Origin of the sequence: Enterobacteriaceae endosymbiont of Donacia versicolorea, from assembly GCF_012570965.1 — a bacterium.
Lineage (GTDB): Bacteria > Pseudomonadota > Gammaproteobacteria > Enterobacterales > Enterobacteriaceae.
Genome location: NZ_CP046214.1, coordinates 377,839 through 399,016, shown reverse-complemented (window position 1 = coordinate 399,016; position 21,178 = coordinate 377,839). Strand labels below are relative to the sequence as shown.

At 18.4% G+C, this 21,178-nt stretch carries 18 protein-coding genes, 1 other RNA gene and 1 pseudogene; 10 read left to right on the top strand and 10 right to left on the bottom strand.

Annotated elements, in window-relative coordinates; all coding sequences use genetic code 11:
• Positions 1 to 64 precede the first annotated feature (64 nt).
• From rpmG to grpE, 3 genes are all read right to left on the bottom strand, one after another.
• Complete coding sequence (rpmG, locus tag GJT89_RS01955; RefSeq protein ID WP_168894855.1) at positions 65 to 232, bottom strand: 50S ribosomal protein L33; 168 nt, start codon at positions 230 to 232, stop codon at positions 65 to 67.
• Positions 233 to 252: 20 nt separating this feature from the next.
• Positions 253 to 474 (bottom strand): 50S ribosomal protein L28, encoded by a 222-nt coding sequence (gene rpmB / locus GJT89_RS01950; protein WP_168894854.1) that lies wholly within the window; start codon positions 472 to 474, stop codon positions 253 to 255.
• Between the two features lie 156 nt (positions 475 to 630).
• A complete protein-coding gene (gene grpE, locus GJT89_RS01945; protein WP_168894853.1) occupies positions 631 to 1,308 on the bottom strand; it encodes a nucleotide exchange factor GrpE in 678 nt (225 codons plus the stop codon).
• Between the two features lie 446 nt (positions 1,309 to 1,754).
• Here grpE and smpB point away from each other — a divergent pair.
• Positions 1,755 to 2,198, top strand: a pseudogene (smpB, locus tag GJT89_RS01940) (SsrA-binding protein SmpB); the annotation flags it as partial.
• 7 nt (positions 2,199 to 2,205) lie between these two features.
• Positions 2,206 to 2,569, top strand: a transfer-messenger RNA (tmRNA) gene (ssrA, locus tag GJT89_RS01935).
• A 14-nt stretch (positions 2,570 to 2,583) separates the two neighbouring features.
• On the opposite strand, the gene typA is transcribed toward ssrA, so the two are convergent.
• The 5 genes from typA to GJT89_RS01910 all read right to left on the bottom strand — a co-directional run bounded on the left by typA (position 2,584) and on the right by GJT89_RS01910 (position 7,628).
• Positions 2,584 to 4,440, bottom strand: coding sequence for a translational GTPase TypA (gene typA, locus GJT89_RS01930; protein WP_168894852.1), 1,857 nt, complete (start codon positions 4,438 to 4,440; stop codon positions 2,584 to 2,586).
• Between the two features lie 501 nt (positions 4,441 to 4,941).
• Positions 4,942 to 5,811 (bottom strand): 5'-3' exonuclease, encoded by an 870-nt coding sequence (locus GJT89_RS01925; RefSeq protein ID WP_168894851.1) that lies wholly within the window; start codon positions 5,809 to 5,811, stop codon positions 4,942 to 4,944.
• A 52-nt stretch (positions 5,812 to 5,863) separates the two neighbouring features.
• Positions 5,864 to 6,502, bottom strand: coding sequence for a DsbA family protein (locus tag GJT89_RS01920; protein WP_168894850.1), 639 nt, complete (start codon positions 6,500 to 6,502; stop codon positions 5,864 to 5,866).
• Positions 6,503 to 6,675: 173 nt separating this feature from the next.
• A complete protein-coding gene (locus tag GJT89_RS01915) occupies positions 6,676 to 7,434 on the bottom strand; it encodes an RluA family pseudouridine synthase (RefSeq protein ID WP_281351634.1) in 759 nt (252 codons plus the stop codon).
• A 14-nt stretch (positions 7,435 to 7,448) separates the two neighbouring features.
• Complete coding sequence (locus tag GJT89_RS01910; RefSeq protein ID WP_168894849.1) at positions 7,449 to 7,628, bottom strand: S4 domain-containing protein; 180 nt, start codon at positions 7,626 to 7,628, stop codon at positions 7,449 to 7,451.
• A gap of 85 nt (positions 7,629 to 7,713) precedes the next feature.
• Between GJT89_RS01910 and bamD the strand changes: the two genes are divergently transcribed.
• On the top strand, positions 7,714 to 8,424 hold the full coding sequence (gene bamD, locus GJT89_RS01905) for an outer membrane protein assembly factor BamD (protein WP_168894848.1): 711 nt from the start codon (positions 7,714 to 7,716) through the stop codon (positions 8,422 to 8,424).
• Positions 8,425 to 8,480: 56 nt separating this feature from the next.
• Here bamD and GJT89_RS01900 read toward each other — a convergent pair whose 3' ends face one another.
• Positions 8,481 to 9,527 (bottom strand): chorismate mutase, encoded by a 1,047-nt coding sequence (locus GJT89_RS01900; RefSeq protein WP_168894847.1) that lies wholly within the window; start codon positions 9,525 to 9,527, stop codon positions 8,481 to 8,483.
• Positions 9,528 to 9,567: 40 nt separating this feature from the next.
• Entirely contained in the window at positions 9,568 to 10,626 is a 1,059-nt protein-coding gene (locus tag GJT89_RS01895; protein WP_168894846.1) for a 3-deoxy-7-phosphoheptulonate synthase, read from the bottom strand.
• Positions 10,627 to 10,806: 180 nt separating this feature from the next.
• Between GJT89_RS01895 and parC the strand changes: the two genes are divergently transcribed.
• The 7 genes from parC to nuoC all read left to right on the top strand — a co-directional run bounded on the left by parC (position 10,807) and on the right by nuoC (position 21,173).
• Positions 10,807 to 13,047: a DNA topoisomerase IV subunit A gene (gene parC / locus GJT89_RS01890; RefSeq protein WP_425484089.1), complete on the top strand. Its 2,241-nt coding sequence runs from the start codon at positions 10,807 to 10,809 to the stop codon at positions 13,045 to 13,047.
• A gap of 448 nt (positions 13,048 to 13,495) precedes the next feature.
• Positions 13,496 to 15,943 (top strand): bifunctional aspartate kinase/homoserine dehydrogenase I, encoded by a 2,448-nt coding sequence (gene thrA / locus GJT89_RS01885; RefSeq protein WP_168894844.1) that lies wholly within the window; start codon positions 13,496 to 13,498, stop codon positions 15,941 to 15,943.
• A 21-nt stretch (positions 15,944 to 15,964) separates the two neighbouring features.
• Complete coding sequence (thrB, locus tag GJT89_RS01880) at positions 15,965 to 16,903, top strand: homoserine kinase (RefSeq protein WP_168894843.1); 939 nt, start codon at positions 15,965 to 15,967, stop codon at positions 16,901 to 16,903.
• Positions 16,900 to 18,204: a threonine synthase gene (gene thrC, locus GJT89_RS01875; RefSeq protein WP_168894842.1), complete on the top strand. Its 1,305-nt coding sequence runs from the start codon at positions 16,900 to 16,902 to the stop codon at positions 18,202 to 18,204. The genes thrB and thrC overlap by 4 nt, the downstream gene beginning before the upstream one ends.
• Positions 18,205 to 18,241: 37 nt before the next feature.
• The gene (ndhC, locus tag GJT89_RS01870) at positions 18,242 to 18,607 is read left to right on the top strand and encodes an NADH-quinone oxidoreductase subunit A (protein WP_168894841.1); all 366 of its coding nucleotides are present in this window, start codon (positions 18,242 to 18,244) and stop codon (positions 18,605 to 18,607) included.
• Between the two features lie 48 nt (positions 18,608 to 18,655).
• The gene (locus GJT89_RS01865) at positions 18,656 to 19,312 is read left to right on the top strand and encodes a NuoB/complex I 20 kDa subunit family protein (RefSeq protein WP_168894840.1); all 657 of its coding nucleotides are present in this window, start codon (positions 18,656 to 18,658) and stop codon (positions 19,310 to 19,312) included.
• Positions 19,313 to 19,364: 52 nt separating this feature from the next.
• Complete coding sequence (nuoC, locus tag GJT89_RS01860; RefSeq protein ID WP_425484088.1) at positions 19,365 to 21,173, top strand: NADH-quinone oxidoreductase subunit C/D; 1,809 nt, start codon at positions 19,365 to 19,367, stop codon at positions 21,171 to 21,173.
• Positions 21,174 to 21,178 lie beyond the last annotated feature (5 nt).

The following is a 21,178-nucleotide window of genomic DNA, read 5'->3' as shown; positions in this document are numbered from 1 at the left end:
TAATCAATAATGATAAATTTTATTAAAAACATTATTGATTAATATAAAATCAGAATTTAAAATTTTATTTAATTTTATGTTCTTTATATAAAACATGTTTCCTTATAAAAGGATCAAATTTTTTAATTTCTAATTTTTTTGTATTATTTTTTTTATTTTTTGTAATTGTATAAAAATGACCAGTTTTTGCTGATGAAATTAATTTAATTATAATACGTTTTTTTTTTGCCATAAAAATATATTCTCATTCAATTATTTATAATTATGTAAATTAATATTATCTATTCCTTTTTTATTTATTAACCTCATACCTTTTGTAGATATTCTTAAAGTTATAAATCTTTTTTTTTTTTCTAACCAAAATTTGTGATAATGTATATTTGGCAAAAATTTTCTTCTAGTTGCATTCATTGCATGTGAACGATTATTACCTTTTATAGTTTTTTTCCCTGTTATTTTACATATTTTAGTCATAAAAAATTCTCTATAGTTTATAAAAATTTTAAAAAAATTAATTTTTAATTTTAATAAAAATATTAACTTTTTTAAAAATTTTAATAAAAAATATATTTATATTAAAACATAATATGTTCATAAAATAATAATTTATAAACATATTATTAATATATATTAAATATTTTTATTATTTTCTTTATTTTTTACTACAATAACCATAGCTGGTCTTAATAGTCTTTTATTAAGAGTATATCCTTTTTGTAAAATTTCTATAATATAATTATCTTTTATTTTATTAGATTCTATAATAGACATTGCCTGATGTTTAGATGGATCAAAAGGAATATTAATTTTATCAATAATATTAACACCAAATTTTTTTATTAATACTAATAACGATTTTAAAGTTAATTTTATTCCTTCAATTATGGATGATTCAATATTATCTTTTTTTTCTGTTTTTAGTTTTATGGCTCTTTCTAAATTATCAATTACTGGTAGTAATTCATGAAGAATTTTTTTTAATGAAAATTTATAAGCTTTTTCAATATCTAATGTAGATCTACGCCTAATATTTTCTATTTCTGATTGAGAACGTAATTTTAAATCCCACATATTATCTTTACATTTTTTTAATTTATTTTTTATTTCAGAAATTTCTAATTTATATTCATCATTTTTTTCTTTAAAATATTCAATTGTATTTTTATTTTCTGATTTAATATAAGTTTTATCTTTTATATTATTATTAGATTTTAAATTACTTAATTCATCATCATTTTTTTTTTCTTCTATCTTTTTTTCTTCTATCTTTTTTTCTTCTATCTTTTTTAATGATTTATCATTATTCATATAATTGATATCCTTTTGAAAAATTTTTATATAAATTTTTTTAAATTTATTATAAATAATTAAATCTTTTATATTAATAAATATTAAAAAAAATTTTATTTGATTAATACAAAAATTTTTATAAAATAATTTTAAAAATTTTTTTAAATAATATTTTTTATAAAAAATTTTTATTAAAAATAAAATATAGAAATATTTTAAAATTTTGTTTAATAAAAAACATATATATTAAAAATAATTTGTATTTGTATTAATTATATAATTTAATTATATAATTAAAATATAAAAAATTATTTAATTAGTAAATCATTTTTTTTAAAATTAATTATTTTTTTAAGATATAAAATAAAAAATTTTAATCATTTATTGAAATTACTTAATATATTTAATATAATTAATAATATTTAACATAATTAGTAAATTGTTTATATAATGAAAAAAAAAAATATATTGTTTTTAATAAAAAAATATATTATGATTATTTTATACAAGAAGAAATTAATGCTGGAATTATTTTAAAAGGATGGGAAGTAAAATCATTAAGATTAAATAGAGTATCAATAAATAATAGTTATGTAAGTATTTTATCTAATAAAGTTTATTCATTTAATATAAATATTAATCCGTTAAAAACAATTTGTAATCATATACAGTATGATCCTAATAGGAAGAAGCAATTATTATTAAAAAAAAAAGAAATAGAACTTTTAAAAAGCTATAATAAAATTAAAAATTTTACTTTAGTTACGGTTGGTTTGTTTTGGAAAAAATCTTGGTGTAAATTAAAAATTGCTATTGCTAAGGGTAAAAAACAATACGATAAAAGAATTTTATTAAAAAAGAAAGAATGGAATATTAAAAAATCACGTTTCTTGAAAAAAAATATTTAAAATTTTGGGGGCTGATTTATGGATTTGACAAAATTATCAAATTTTAGGAGCATGTCAAGGAAACGGTTGGCCTTGTAAAAAACCGTATTGAAATAATTGCAAAAAATCAAAATTATGCTTTAGCAGCATAAAAAACTGTTAAAGCCCTATTTCTTATTATTTGCTCTTTAATAAAAAGTAAATAGGTCATAATTTAAAGAGATCGTATATTATATGTCTTAAAATAATATATTAAAGAAATAAAATAGACTATGTAATATTAAATTTTTTTTATTAATAAATATTACTAAAATTTGTATAATAAAAATAAACATGTAGTTCCGAGAATGTAGTAATTTTGGACGGGGGTTCGACTCCCCCCAGCTCCAAGAAATATAGTTATTTTTTATAATTTATTATTAATTATTTTTTTATTTTTTTTTAATTTACGCAAAAATTCAGTTAAATATTTTTTTCTAATTCTAATTGATTTTGGAGTAATTTCTATCAATTCGTCATCTTGAATAAAATTTATTGCTTCTTCTAAAGACATTTTTTTAATAGGAATTAAATTAATAGGATTATCGCTTCCAGAAGCTCTCATATTAGTTAATTTTTTATTAATTAAACAGTTTACAGTTAAATCATTTGATCTATTATGTATACCTATAATTTGTCCTTCATAAATTTTTTCTCCTGGATTAATTAATAATTTTCCTCTAGACTGTAAATTAGATAAAGAAAATGCTACGGCACATCCTTTTTTATTTGAAATTAAAACCCCATTTTCTCTTTCTCTAACTAAATTATTTATATTAATATCATAATGACTAAAAAAAGAATTCATTATTCCAGTACCTGATGTAACATTTATAAATTCATTACGAAAACCAATTAAACCTCTACTTGGAATAACTGCTTCAATTCTTACTCTATCATTAGTATCATTTAAAATAATATTATTTATAATAGCTTTTCTTTTACTAATTAATTGAATTATATGACCTTTTTTATTTTTAGAAAAATCTAAAATTAATATTTCAAATGGTTCCTTTTTAATTCCATCAATAATTCTAGATATAATTTGTGGTTTAGATACAGATAGCTCAAATCCTTCTTTTCTCATATTTTCTATTAAAACAACTAAATGTAATTCTCCTCTTCCTGAAACGTAAAAAACATTACTATTAGTAGTTTCTTTTATTTGTAAAGCTATATCATGTAAACATTCTTTACGAATTCTATCAAATATTTTTTTAGATGTTAAATGTTTTCCTTCTGTTCCTGAAAATGGAGAATTATTTACATGAAATAACATACTAATTTTAGGTTTTTCTATTACTAATAAAGGTAAAGGATCATAATGATTAATATCACAAATTGTATCAGAAATATTTATTTTCTCAAATCCTAAACCAGCTAATCCAATAATATTACCAGCTTTAGCTTCATTAATATATACAGGTTTTAAACCTATATTAGATATTATATATAATACTTTTATTTTTTTTAAAATTTTATTATTTTTAATCAAAATAACATATTGATTAATTTTAATTGTCCCTCTTTTTATTAAACCAGTACAAATATTACCAATATAATTATTATATTCTATTTGAGATATTTGCATTTGAAATGGTTTATATATATTTACATTAGGAGGCGATACGTATTTAATAATAGTCTCATATAATATATCCATATTATTATTCATTTTATTTATATTATATCCAGATAATCCTTTAAGAGCTGATGTATAAATTATAGGAAAATCAAGTTGTTCATCAGTAGCATTTAAACTAACAAATAAATCAAATATTTGATCTATAACCCAATCAGGACGAATAAATTTTCTATCTATCTTATTTATTATAATAATAGGTTTTAAATTATATAAAAAAGATTTTAATGCAACAAATCTTGTTTGTGGCATTGGTCCTTCTACAGCATCAACTAATAATAAAACAGAATCTACCATAGATAAAATACGTTCTACTTCAGCACTAAAATCTGCATGTCCTGGAGTATCAATTATATTAATTTGATAACCTTTCCAAAATATAGATGTATTTTTTGAAAAAATAGTAATTCCTTTTTCTTGTTCTAATTCATTACTATCCATTATTCTATTTATATTATTTTTACTTTTAAAAATATTTTTTGTATTTTGAAAATTTTCTGATTCTTGTAGTAATTTATCTATTAATGTAGTTTTTCCATGATCTATATGTGCAACAATAGCTATATTACGTATTTTTTTCATAAAAAATCCTAATTATGTACTATATTTATTTACATAAATTTATCATTTTAAAATATAAATAAAATTTTTTTAATAAAATAAAAATTTTTATATAAAAATCTGTAACTAAATTATTATTTTTAAATAAGACATTAAATTAAAAATTATTTTGATTTTTTTAAAATTAAGAATATTAATATAATTTAAATTTAGAATTTATTAATAGATATATAAATTTATTTAAAACTTTTCTAGATATGAAAATATATAAATTTATTAAAAATTTTATTTAAATAAATTAATATTTAAAAAAAATATTAAAAAAGAAAATTTTATAAAATAAATATATAAATTTTTTTTAAAATTAATATTATAAAAATAATAATTTTATTAATTTTAAAAAATATAAATAAAATTTATTTTAAAAAATAAATTAAATAACACAAATAACAATAATATTAATAAAAAATAAATAAATCATAAAATTATATTTTATATTTAATAAAATTTATTAAAAAAATATTAATTATTTATATTTTTTAATAATTTATTAAATTTATAAGTCTGAAATAAAAATTTCAAATAATCTTTTTTTGGTTTAATTTTCAGATTAAAATTATTTAGATCTAAATTAATATCAGTTTTAATTTTTGTTAATTTATGATATAAAAAAACTAATTTTTTATATTTTATAAGTTTTTTTCTTATATTATTACCACCTCTAAAATTTAGATTATTAACACTATTTAAATTATTATAAATATATTTTAAATTACCTAGTTTATTTATTAAATTCTTACTTATAATTTTTCCTATTCCTGGAACTCCAGGAATATTATCTATAGAATCTCCACTTAACGCTAATAAATCACTAATAAATTTAGGAAAAACTCTATATTTATAATATATTTCTTTTGGTCCAGAAATAGAATAATTAATAGGATTTATAATTTTAATATTTTGAGTTACTAACTGTGCTATATCTTTATCAATACTAAAAATATAAACAAAATAATCTTTTTTTTCTGCTTGTAAAGCTAAAGTACCAATAATATCATCTGCTTCTATATTTTTAAGAGAAATAACATTATATCCCATAGCCTGTATTATTTTTAATAAAGGAATAATTTGTATATTTAAATTATCAGGAATATTTTTTCTTGTTGCTTTATATTCATTAAAAATTTTTTTTCTAAAAGATATACCTTTACTATCAAATATTACTAAAAAAGAACTATTTGTATTCATTTTTATAATTTTATTAAACATATTAATAAAACCATATATTGCTCCAGTAGGATTACCTTTCCCATTAGTTAAATTGGGTAAAGCATAATAAGCTCTATATAAATAAAATGATCCATCTATTAAAATTATTTTTTTTTCATACATAATAATAAAAATATATTAAATGATATATATAAATATCTATTTAAAAATTCTCTTAATTTTTTGAAAGTTTAATTACTAAATTAATATAATATTTAAAAAAATCATCATAATAACTAGCATATAATTCGGAAAGATTTATTTCATATTTATTGTTTACATAAATATTAGGAACAATATGTATATCTAATTTTTCAGCTAAATTTGTTTCTTTTATAAATAATGTTTGAGCTATATGACTATTCCATGCTGTATCAAAAATATGATTATTAATACCAGCAGCTTTAACAAAAACTTTTCTTATACTTTTATAATCATGAATATTATCATATTTATGTATACCTTCAAATATTGGTCCAATTACTTTATTTTCTACATTTAACATTTTTGCAACAACCCAAGCATAACCTGTTAAACTTCCAAGTCCATTTTCATCATTAAATTGATTTAAATGATGTCTAAAAATTTTTATATTTTTAGGCATTTTATTTTTTAAAGATTTTTGATTTATTCCTATATAAAATTCATAACAACGAGGGCATAAAAATGAAAAAAATTCTACTACAGATGGTTTTTTATTTGATAGTTCTTTATTGTATAACTTTTGTTTTTGTAATGTTAAAATATCATAAAAAAATGATTGATGTGTTTCTGATGCTAAACAAACATTAAATGTTATTAGACATAATAACATGCTAAAAAATATCATATATTTTTTTATGTTTATCATAATTTTTTCTTTTTAATAAATTTATTAATTATCAACTCACATATTTAAATTATAAACTAATTTATTATATTAATAAAATTAATTTTTTAATTTTTAATTTAATTTTTTATTTTTTTATAAAAAAATTTTTTTTGAAATTAAATATTTTTTTTTAAAAAATTAATTAATTTAATCATGTCATTTGGTAATGATGAATTTAACTCTATAAAAATTTTATAAAATGGATGTATAAATTTTAAACAACAAGCATGTAATGCTTGTCTTTTAATTATTTTATTAATATACTTATTATAAATATTATTATATAAAAAAATATTTTTTTTATTTTTATATACAGTATCTCCTACAATACTATGATTAATATATGATAAATGAACTCTAATTTGATGTGTTCTACCAGTTTTTAACCTAATTTTTAAATGAGAATGAATTTTAAAAATATTTTTTATAAAATATTTTGTTATTGATTTTTTACCCAAAGAATTAATTTCCATAACAATATTTTTTTTTTTATATATACGTTTAATTGGATAATTAATTATTCCATTTTTATTTATTATTCCATTTACAACTGTTTCATATTCTCGAGTAATATTATGTTTTTTTAATTCTTTTTTTAAAAACATATATGAATGAATATTTTTTGCTATAATCATTAATCCTGTAGTATCTTTATCTAATCTATGTATAATACCAGCTCTTGGTAAATTTCTTAAAATAGGATAATAATATAATAAAGAATTAAATAAAGTATTTTCCATATTTTTATTTGCAGGATGTACAACAAAATTAGACTGTTTATTTATAACTAAAATATAATTATCATTATAAACTATATTTAATGGTATATTTTGTGCTTTCCATTTAATATTTTTATTAGAAATTATTGCATTAATTTTAATTATATCATTTAAAAATATTTTTTTTTAGGTTTATTTATAATAATATTATTTATTTTAATAAAATTATTTATTATTAATTTTTTTATTTTAGATCTTGAAAATTGTATAATTTTTTTTGAAAGAAATACATCTAATCTTTTTTTATTATATCTAGAAGAAACTCTTAATATTAATTTTATACTTTTCATATATTAAAATATTTTTATCTAAAATGAAATTTATTGTATATTTATATTAATATTAAATATAAATCTTGTAAAAGAAAAAATAAAAATGAGTGTTTTAAAAAAAAAAAATTTTTTTATCATTAATATTTTAATATTAATATTATTTACAACTGGTTGTGAATATTCTAGTACTAATCATAAAATAAATTCTAAATTTCTTGTAAAAATAAAATATCTAGAATCAATAAAATTTTTATTTAATCATAAATATAAAAAAGCTTTATTCAAATTTCAAAATTTTTATATAAAATATCCGTATAATATGTATACTGAAAAAGTTTTGATATATTTAATTTATTTAAATTATATTGATCAAAATTTTTTAAATGTCTTAGATTTTACAGAAGAATTTATTAATTCGTATAATAAATCTCCTTTTTTAGATTATGTTCTTTACGTTAGAATTATATCAAAAATATCTTTAGATCAAAATAATGAAATACAGAATATTTTTAGAATAAAAAGATCAAATTGTAATCCTTTTTACGCTAATTTAGCGATGAAAGATGCAAATATTTTTATTAAAAATTATCCTAATAGTATCTTTATAAGATATTTAAAATATCAATTATTTAATATAAAAAAACGTTTAAGAAAATTTGATTTTAATATTATTAAATTTTTATTTAAAAAAAAAATGTATATTGCAACAATTAATAGATGTATAAGATTTTTAGAATATTATTCTTCTAATAATATAGAAACTAAATTAGTAGAAAAAATATTAAAAGAATCTTTTAATCAATTCTTAAAATAAAATTTTTTTAAAAAACTTAATATTATAAATATTAAGTTTTTTTAAAAATTTTATTTTTAATTATAATGAAAAATATTTATTATTTCTTTAATTTTTCTTTTTTTTATTAAATTAACAATATTATTCATATAATTTAAATATTTTTTGATATTTTTTTTATTATTTTTAGAAAATGAAATTGTATTTATATACAATTTTAAATCTTTTAAAAAAAAATTTTTTAAAGGGAAAAAATTTAAATTATCAAAAGGTATTGATAATAATGATAATTGTTGTTTTAATGGTTTTTTTTTTTTTAATAAAAAAAGATTATATATTATTAATGTAGAAAAATATTGTAGTGATTTTAAAAAAAGAAAATGATTATATTGTGTGATATTTATATTTTTTATTTTTAATCCCCAAATTTCCATTTGTTTTATAAACCAAATATAATATTTGGGTTTATTTAAAAAACAACATAATATAGATTTTTTTATTAAAACAATATTTTTTGAATCAAATAAAGGATATAAACAAAGAATTGGTCCTAAATATATTTTTGATATTTTATTTATTAATATATTTTCTATAGAAGAAATAATTATAAGTATACAATTTTTGGGTAATTTTTTTAATATATTAATTAATTTATTAAAATATGATATTGATATATCAATACTAATAATTACTACATTAGTATGTAATAAATTTTTTATTTTAGATTTAAAATTTTCTAATTTTATAAAAAAAACATTATAATCTGACATAATTAACATTTTTTTAAAAAAAGATCCCATTTTATTATTACTAATAATTAATATACGTGAAATATTAAAATTTAATTTTTTAAATTTTTTTTTTTGTTCATATATATAAGATTCATTTATTATGCAATATAATATTTTTTCAATAAGATCAGGAGATATTCCTTTATCTATTGCTTCTTTTCTTTTGATTTGAATTATATATTTTTCTCTTTCTGGAACATAAATAGGTAATTTATACCTATTTTTTATTTCTCCTATTTTTTTTACTAAAATTAATCTTTTAGTTATTATTTCTAGTAATTTTGTATCTAAAACATCTATTTTATTACGTAATATAACTATTTTTTTTAACATATAATTTTAATTATTTAATATAGTATTTTTTTATCAAAATTTATAAAGAACGAAATTTAAGTACAGAATTTAATTCATCAAATATAAGAAAAAGAATATCTTTTGTAATTTGTAAATTTATACATCCATCTGTAATTGATATACCATATTTTAATTTTTTAGGATTTTTGATATCTAATATTTGATTTCCCTCTTTAATATAACTTTCTATCATTATTCCTATAATAGAATTATTTCCTTCTTTAATTTGTGATATTATTGATTTAATAACTAAAATTTGTTTTTTAAAATCTTTATTAGAATTACTATGACTACAATCTATCATTATTCTAGGTTTTAATCCTAACTTTAAAATATCTTTTTCATATTCTTTGATATTATTTTTATAATAATTCGGAGTTACTCCTCCACGTAAAATGATATGACAATTTTTATTACCCATACTATTTATTATACAAATTTTACCATTATTATTTATACCAACAAAATGATGTTTTTGAGAAGAAGCTTGAACAGCATTTATAGCAGAAAATACATTACCATCTGTATTATTTTTAAAGCCAACAGGTATTTTTAATGAAGATGCTATTTCTCTATGTGTTTGTGATTCAACAGTACGTGCTCCTATTGCTACCCAACTAATAAGATCTTCAAGATATTTTGATGTATTAGGGTCTAATATTTCAGTTGCTAATGAAATATTCATATTAACTAATTTTATTAATAATTTACGAGCTAAATATAAACCTTTATTAATATCAAAAGAATTATTTATATATGGATCATTAATTAATCCTTTCCATCCTAAAATAGTTCTAGGTTTTTCAAAATATACTCTCATAACAAGATATATACTATTATTAATTTTTAAAAATATTTTTTTTAAAAAATTTCCATATTCTATTGCTTCTTTTATATTATGTATTGAACAAGGTCCACAAATAATTAATAATCTATGATCTTTTCCAGAAATTATATTTGATATAATTTTACGTGATATTAAAACTTGTTTTTTTATATTTTGAGATATTGGTAACTGATCTTTAAGTTCTTTTGGAGTTATTAAATATTGATTATGATTAAAATTATTATTTTTCATAATAAAATATCCATAAATAAAATTTTATTGCATAAAAATAACATATTTATTTAATAAAGTTTAATTTTATTTCATAAATAATAAAATTTATACAATAAGAATTTTTGTTTTTATAATAAAATATTTTTAAATTTGATTAAAATTAAAAATTAATTTTAAGGTGAAAGAATGAGTAAATTAATAAAAAATAAAATAGAATCTATTCCATTATATAAATTTGCTGAACATGCTTATTTAAATTATTCTATTTATGTTATTTCTGATCGGGCTTTACCCCATATTGGTGATGGACTAAAACCAGTACAAAGAAGAGTTATATATGCTATGTCTGAATTAGGTTTAAAATCCTCATCTAAATTTAAAAAATCAGCTAGAACTATTGGTGATGTTATAGGAAAATATCATCCTCATGGAGATGTAGCATGTTATGAAGCAATGGTTCTTATGGCACAGTCATTTTCTTATAGATATCCTTTAATAGAAGGTCAAGGTAATTGGGGTTCTCCAGATGATCCTAAATCATTTGCTGCAATGAGATATACAGAATCACGTTTATCAAAATATTCTAATATATTATTAAATGAAATAGAAAAAGGCACTGTACAATTTATTCCTAATTTTGATGGAACATTATTAGAACCTAAAATATTACCTGCATGTTTACCTAACATAATTTTAAATGGCTCTACAGGAATAGCAGTAGGTATGGCAACAGATATTCCTCCTCATAATATTAAAGAAATATCTAAGGCTATAATTAAATTAATTGATTATCCTAAAACAAAATTATCTAATCTTTTAGATATAATTCAAGGTCCAGATTTTCCTTCTGGTAGTGAAATTATAACTTCAAGAGAAGATATATATAAAATATATGAAAAAGGTAGAGGTTCTATTAAATTAAGAGCAGTATGGCAAATAAAAGATAATACAGTTATAATTACAGCATTACCTCATCAAGTTTCTGGAATACGTATTATTGAACAAATTACTTTACAAATAAGAAATAAAAAATTACCAATGATTGAAGAAATTAGAGATGAATCTGATTATGAAAATCCTACAAGAATAGTTATTATTATTCGTAATAATTTTAATTATTTAACAATAAAACAAATTATGCATCATTTATTTTTTATTACTGATTTAGAAAAAAGTTATCGTATAAATTTAAATATGATAGGTTTAAATAATAAACCTGCTGTAAAAAATTTAATAGAAATATTATTAGAATGGATTATTTTTAGACGTTATGTAGTTAAAAAACGTTTAAATTTTTATTTAAATAAATTAAAAAAAAGACTACATGTTATACAAGGATTATTAATTGTATATTCTAATTTAGAAAAATTTATAAAAATTATGAGATTAAATATAGATCCTAGTTCTATCATTAAAAAAAAATTTAATCTTACAAACATGCAAATAGAAAATTTACTTAATTTAAAACTACGTTCAATTTCATTTATGGAAGAAAAAAAATTAGTTAATGAAAAAAAAATATTAAAAATAGAACATGATAAAATTCAAAAAATACTATTTTCTAAACAAAAAATGAATTTATTATTAAAAAAAGAAATATTATCAGCATCTAATAATTATGGTAATAATAGACGTTCAATGATAAAAAAAAGAACAGAAGCAAAATTATTAAATGAATATGAATTAGTTTCAGATGAACCTATTACAATTATTCTTTCTAAAATGGGTTGGATTAGATGTGCTAAAGGTCATACTATAGATCCATCAAACCTTAATTATAAATCAGGAGATTCATTTTTAATTTCTGTAAAAGGTAAAAAAAATCAAAATATAGTTGTTATTGATTCTAAAGGACGTAGTTATAGTATCGATTCTACTACTTTACCAGCAGCTCGTAGTCAAGGAGAACCTTTAAATAGTAAATTAAATATTACACAGGGATCAGTAATTAAAAGTTTATTAATGGAATCTAATAATCAAGAAATTATTCTTTCTTCTAATTCTGGTTATGGTTTTGTATGTAAATTTCATGATTTGATTGCGTGTAATAGAAATGGAAAATTATTTATGATTTTAACAGATAATGCTGAAATTTTACCTCCTTTAGTAGTTAATAATAAAAATGATAAAATTTTGATTGTATCATTTTTAAATAAATTTTTAATATTTTCTATAAATGAAATACCTAGATTAACTAAAGGAAAAGGAAGTAGATTAATTTTTATCAATAATAAAGATTTTCTTCAAAATAAAGATAAATTAAAATGGATATTTCTTATTAATAAGAATTCTATAGTTTATATACAGACTGATACCGAACAATTTAAACTAACATATGAAAAATTAAAAATATTTTATTCTGTAAAAGGAAATAAAGGTATTTCATATAAAAATATTAATAATATTAAAAATATTTTTATTAAAAAAATTGAAAATTAAAATTTTTAAAATTAATATATTTATTAAATATTTATAATATATAAATAAAAATGTAATTTAATAAATTAATTAGTAAATTACTATATTTAATTTTTTATAAAAATTAAATAAAAAATAATTAATTTTAATATAAAAATATTATTAATATAAATTAATAAAATTATTAAATAATTAAATCTATTTTCATGTTACAATATTATTAATATATGTTAATTATTTTTGAAAAAAAATTTTATATAAATAAAATTTATATTTTTTTTAAATTATTTGTAAAATAATTTTATTAAAAATAATTTGTTAATTAAATATAGTTAAAAATATTTTTATCTAAATAGAAAATTAAAATTTATTTTTTAAATAAAAATATTAGTATATGTTATTTTATAAAAATTATAAATGTATAATTATGCATATTTTTATATTTTAAAATTTGAGGTAGGTTGAAAAAATGAGAGTATTGAAATTTGGTGGTACATCATTAAAAAATGCAGAAAAATTTCTATTAGTAACTAATATAATTAATATTTATTTGAAAAAAAATAAAATAGCTGTTGTTTTATCTGCTCCAGCAAATATTACAAATATTTTAGAAATAATGATAGAAAAATCTATAAAAAAGAGAGATTATAAACAAGATTTTATTTATATACAAAAATTTTTTATAAATTTAATCAATGATTTAAAAAAAAAAATTAAAAATTTAGATATTATTTTTATTAAAAATAAATTTAATAAAATTTTTAATAAAATAGAGCAATTATTATATGGTATTAATTTAATTAATAATTGTCCTGATATCATCAGAGCAAAAATTTTATCACAAGGTGAAAATTTTTCTATTATTATATTAGAATCTTTATTAAAGATAAAAAAATATAAAATATATGTAATTTCTCCTAAAAAATATTTATTGGCATATGGTAGTTATTTAGAATCAACAATTGATATTCCTTTAACTTCAAAAAATATTAAAAATATTAATATTTCTAATATTGATATAATATTAATGGTAGGATTTTCTGCTGTTAATAAAAAAAAAGAAACTGTTTTATTAGGTAGAAATGGTTCTGATTATTCGGCATCAGTATTAGCTGTTTGTTTAAAAGCTAAACATTGTGAAATTTGGACTGATGTTGATGGTATTCATACAGCAGATCCTAATATAATATCTAATACAAAATTATTAGAATTTATTTCTTATCAAGAAGCAATAACTTTAGCATATTTTGGTGCTAAAGTTATTCATTATAAAACTTTATTTCCTATGTTAAAGAATAACATACCTTGTATTATTAAAAATACAATAGATTTAAAATCTAATGGAACTTTAATTAGTAGTAATATTAAAAATTCATTATATAAGATAAAAGGTATAACTGAATTAAAAAATATATCAATGTTAAATATTAATGGAGAAAAAAATAAACACATAAAAAATATTATATCTAGAATATTATTTTTTATTTTCAAATTAAAAATATCTATTTATTTTGTAACACAATCTTCTGAAAGATGTAATATTAATATTTTTATTTCAAATAAAAATTTAAAATATATTAAATCTTCATTAGAAGAAGAATTTTATTTAGAATTTCAACATAAATTAATTAAACCAATTTCTGTTATTCAACAATTGTCAATTATTTCATTAGTAAGTGATCAAATTAATAATTCCCCAAATATAATATCTGATTTTTTACATATTTTTAAAATAACAAAAATAAAAATATTTCATATATCACAAAATATTTTTCAAAATTATATTGCTGTTATTATAAAAAAAAATTTTACAAAAAATATTATAGAAACAGCACATAAAATATTATTTCATAAAAAAAAAATATTAGAAATTTTTATTATAGGTACCGGAGGTATTGGTAGTTCCTTATTAAAACAAATTTATCAAAAAAGAAATTATTTTCAAAAAAAAAATATTATTTTAAATATTTGTGGTATTTTTAATACTAAGTGTTCGTTAATAGATGTAAATGGTCTTAAATTAAAAGATTGGAAACAAAATTTAAAACGAAATATTTCTAATACACATACAACAGAAATTTTATTTAATAATTTAAAAAAACATAAGTTTATTAATCCTATTATTATAGATTGTACTTCTTCACAAGAAATTGCAAATCAATATATAAATTTTTTAAATTATGGTTTAAATATAATAGCTGCTAATAAAAAAGCAAACTCTTCTAAAATGAAATATTATAATCAAATACACTTTACATCAAGTCAATTAAATTTAAATTTTTTCTATGAAACTAATGTTGGTGCTGGATTACCTATTATTAGTACTTTACAAAATTTATTAAAAACTGGTGATAAAATTAATAATTTTATTGGTATTTTATCAGGATCCCTTTCATTTATTTTTGGTAAACTTGAAGAAGGAATTGTTTTTTCTGAAGCTATAAAAATAGCTAAAAAAATGGGATTTACAGAACCAGATCCACGAATAGATTTATCAGGAATAGATGTAGCTAGAAAATTACTTATATTAGCAAGAGAAATTGGTTATAACTTAGAATTAAGTGATATTATTGTAGAATCTATTATTCCAAATAACTATGATAAAAAACATTCTATTAAAGAATTTTTTTTATCTTTGTTAGATTTTGATAAAATTTTTGAAAAAAAAATTCAAGAAGCTAAAAAAAATAATAAAGTATTACGTTATATTGGTAGTATAAATAAAAAAGGATTTTGTAAAGTAAAAATTATAGAAGTTGATAAAAATCATCCATTTTTTGAAATAAAAAATGGAGAAAATTCTTTTGCTTTTTATACTGATTATTATCAACCATATCCTTTAGTTTTAAGAGGATATGGTGCAGGAAATGATGTAACTGCTGCAGGAGTACTTGCTGATTTACTACGTCTCATTTAATTAAAATAAGGAATGATTTTTATGATTAAAATTTATTCTCCTGCTTCTATTGGTAATATTAATGTAGGTTTCGACACGTTAGGAATAGCGTTATCTAGAATAGATGGAGGAATTTTAGGAGATTTTATATCAATTTATTCATCTAAAAAATTTACTTTAATAAATAAAGGTTATTTTTTTAATGATTTACCAAAAGAAAAATATAAAAATATCATTTTTCATTGTTGGATGAAATTTTGTAATAAAATTGGTCGAAAAATTCCTTTAAAAATTATTTTAGAAAAAAATGTTCCTGTTTCATCTGGACTAGGTTCAAGTGCTTGTTCTATAGTTGCTTTCTTAAAAGCAATAAATTTATTTTGTAATAATCCATTAAAAGAATATGATTTATTAAAATTAATGGGAGAATTAGAAGGATTTTTATCAGGTAATATACATTACGATAATATCGTTCCTTGTTTTTTTGGTGGTATGAAATTAATTTTAATAACTGATAAAGATAATTTAATAATTCAAAATATTCCAATTTTTAAAAATTGGTTTTGGGTGATTGCATATTCTGGTATTCAATTATCTACATACGATTCCAGGAAAATATTACCAAATTTATATAAAAAAGAAATTTTTATTAAACAAAGTCAATATTTAGCAGGATTTATACATGCTAGTCATACAAAACAAGAATTACTGGCATTAAAATTAATGAAAGATTTTATTGTAGAACCTTATAGAAAATCTCTTATTCCTAATTTTGAACAAATTACTTATACAGCAAAAAAATTTGGTGCTTTAAGTTATGGCATTGCAGGATCAGGACCAACTATATTTAGTATTTTTAATAATTTAAATATTGCATATAATATGGTGAATTGGTTAAAAAAACATTTTTTAAAAAAAAATGGTTTTGTTTATATTTGTAAAATAAATGAGATAGGTACTAAAATTATGGAGAGAACATGAAATTTTATAATCTTAATTATCATAAAGAACAAAAAACATTTAATCAAGTTTTAAAAATAGGTTTAGGAAAAAATCAAGGTTTATTTTTTCCTAAAAATTTACCAAAATTAAATAATAATATAATTAAAGATATATTAAATTTTAATTTTATAGATAGAAGTAGCTATATATTATCATTATTTATTAATGAGAAAGAAATTTCTTTAGAGATTTTAAAAAAAAAAATTAAAAAAGCATTTAATTTCCCGTTAATATTAAATTTAATTGATAATAATCTTTCTTGTTTAGAATTATTTCATGGGCCAACTTTAGCATTTAAAGATTTTGGTGTACGTTTTATGGCACAAATGTTAAATTTTTTTAATAAAAAAAATAAAATTATTATTTTAACTGCTACTTCTGGAGATACTGGTGCAGCTGTTGCTCATGCTTTTAATAAAATTAATAATATTGAAGTTGTAATATTATATCCTTATAAAAAAATTTCTGTTTTACAAGAAAAATTATTTTGTACTATAGGTAATAATATAAAAACAATTGCTATTAAAGGTAATTTTGATGATTGTCAAAATCTTATTAAACAAGTTTTTAATGATAAAGAACTTAATAAAAATTTATCTTTTAATTCAGCTAATTCAATAAATGTTAGTCGTTTAATAGCCCAAATATGTTATTATTTTGAAGCATTTTCTCAAATACCTTTAAAAGAAAGAAAGAAAAAAATTATTTTTTCAATTCCTAGTGGTAATTTTGGAAATTTAACTGCTGGTTTAATAGCTAAAGCGATTGGGTTACCCATATATAAATTTATTGCAGCTACTAATGTAAATGATACAGTTTTTAGATATTTAAATACAAGAATTTGGTTTCCTAAAAAAACTATACCAACATTATCAAATGCAATGGATGTTAGCTCACCTAATAATTGGCCTAGAGTTGAAGAAATTTTTCATAAAAAAAATTGGAATTTAAATGAATTAACATCTTCTGTAATTACAGATATTAAAACAACAGAAACCATAATAGATGTGTATAATAAATATAAATATATTTTAGAACCACACTCAGCTGTAAGTTATTGCGCATTAAAAAAAAAAATATTAGAAAAAAATACATTTAATGTATTTCTTGGTACTGCTCACCCATCTAAATTTCAAGATTATATTTTTAATATTTTAAATAAAAAAATAATATTACCTAATATATTAGTTAATTGTAATAAAAAAAAAAATTTATCTTATACCTTATCTAATAATTTTAATCATTTAAAAAAATTTTTAATAAAAAATTATATTATATAATTTTAATCAAATAATTTTTTAATCTAGAGTATACATTATGGTAATAAATAAATTAGTTTTAAACTATAATTATTTTATAATATTTCAAATATTTGCTATTATTATTAGTTGTATAATGATGTTAATATCATTATTTTTAGGAGGACATTCATATGGTTTAGATAAACATCTTCCATTCGAATCAGGAATATTTTCTTATGGTGATAATAAAGTAAAAATACATATTAAATTTTATTTGATAGCAATATTTTTTATAATTTTTGATATTGAATCATTATATTTATATTTATGGTCTGTTTCTATTAAAATTGTGAAATTTGAAGGTTTTATTGAAGGAATATTATTTATTTTAACTATTTTAGTTACTTTATTTTATTTATTTAAAATGAAAGCTTTTGATTAAAAAGAAAAATTTTAAAAAATATTAAATTTAAAATATATACTTTATAAAATGAAATATACTATTACAAAATCTAAAATTAATAATCAAAAAAAATTTCCTTTAGAAGATAAAAAAATTGTTAATTATGATCCTATTAATGAACAAATTAATAAAAATATTTTTTTAGGAAATTTAAAGAAAATTACACATAAAATAATTAATTGGGGTAGAAAAAATTCTTTATGGCCATATAATTTTGGTTTATCTTGTTGTTATGTAGAAATGACTACTTCATTTACATCTATTAATGATATAGCACGTTTTGGTTCAGAGGTTTTAAGAGCATCTCCTAGACAAGCAGATTTTATGGTAATAGCTGGAACATGTTTTTTAAAAATGGCCCCTATTATACAAAGATTATATGATCAAATGTTAGAACCAAAATGGGTAATTTCGATGGGTTCTTGTGCTAATTCTGGAGGAATGTATGATATATATTCTGTTGTACAAGGAGTAGATAAATTTTTACCTGTGGATATTTATATACCAGGATGTCCTCCTAGACCAGAATCGTATATACAAGCATTATTATTATTACAAAAATCTATTAATAATGAAAGACGTCCTTTATCTTGGGTTTTAGGAGATCAAGGTATATATAAAGCTAAAATGAAATCATCTAGTAAATTTTTTAATAAAAATATTAAATTAAATAATAATATATAATTTTATATGAAATTTATAATAGGATTCAATTATGAATAATTTTTTTGATAAAATAATTCAGAAAATAGGAGAAAAACATAATAAATTTTTTTATAAAAAATATAAAAAATCAATAATAAATGAATTAAATAATAATTTTAGTTTTAAAGAATTTATTATACAAAATAATATGAATAATAAAATGCCATTAATTATTTGGATTAGAAATAAAGATTTAATAAAATTTATGAAATTTTTTTCTCAAATTAATAATCCATATAATATGTTATATGATATGCATGGCATAGATGAAAGATTACATTATAATAAATTTAAACTAATGTCTAAAATGGATTTTTCTTTATTTTATCATTTAATTTCTATTAATAGAAATTCAGATATAATTATTAAAATTCCCTTAAAAAAAAAATTTCTAAGTGTTTATACTATAACTAATTTTTATAAAAATGCTAATTGGTATGAAAGAGAAATATGGGAAATGTATGGTATTAATTTTATTGATCATCCATTTTTAAATCATATATTACTGCCTAGAAATTGGAATAATGGTTATCCTTTACGTAAAGATTTTCCTTTTAGAGCTACAGAATCTAAACCTTATTCTTTAACTAAAGAAAAATATAAAATAGATATTAACTCTACTGATTTTAATCCAAAAGAATGGAATTTATCAATAGATGATAATAAAAAATATAATAATTATATGTTTCTTAATTTAGGACCTAATCATCCTTCTGTTCATGGTGCATTTAGAATAATATTACAATTATCAGGTGAGGAAATTATTAAATGCATACCAGATATAGGTTATCATCATAGAGGAGCAGAAAAAATAGCTGAAAGACAAACATGGCATACGTATATTCCATATACAGATAGAATTGAATATTTAGGTGGATGTATTAATGAAATGCCTTATATTTTAGCAGTAGAAAAATTAGCTAATATTATTGTTAATGATAGAATTAAAGTTATCAGAATAATGTTATCAGAATTATTTCGTATTAATAGTCATTTATTATATTTATCTACTTTTATACAAGATGTAGGTGCTATGACTCCTGTCTTTTTAGCATTTACTGATAGACAAAAAATATATGATATTATTGAGTTTATTACTGGTGCTAGAATGCATCCATCATGGTTTAGAATAGGAGGTTTAGCACAAGATCTTCCTAAGGGATGGGATATTTTAGTAAAAAAATTAATTATTTGGTTACCTAAAAGATTAAAAATATATAAAAAAGTAGCATTACAAAATAGTATTTTAATATCTCGTTCTAAAAATATAGCATCTTATAATCAACAAGAAGCAATATCTTGGGGAGTAACTGGTACAGGATTAAGAGCAACTGGATTAGATTTTGATGTTAGAAAATGGCGTCCTTATTCTGGATATGAAAATTTTGATTTTGAAATTCCTATAGGTAAAAATATTAGTGATTGTTATTCAAGAGTTTTATTAAAATTTGAAGAAATTTGGCAAAGTTTGCGTATTATAAATCAATGTTTAAATTATATGCCTGAAGGATTATATAAAGTAGATCATCCTTTAACAACTCCTCCTTTAAGAAATAGAATGTTAAATGATATAGAAACATTAATTCAACATTTTATACAAGTTTCTTGGGGGCCATTAATTTCTGCAAATGAATCATTTCAGATGGTTGAAGCCACAAAAGGTATTAACAGTTATTATTTAATAAGTGATGGTAATACGATAAGTTATCGAACTAGAATTAGAACACCTAGTTTTCCTCATTTACAACAAATACCATCTGTAATTTGTGGTAGTTTGATATCAGATTTGATTACTTATTTAGGTAGTATTGACTTTGTTATGTCTGATGTAGATCGTTAAAATAA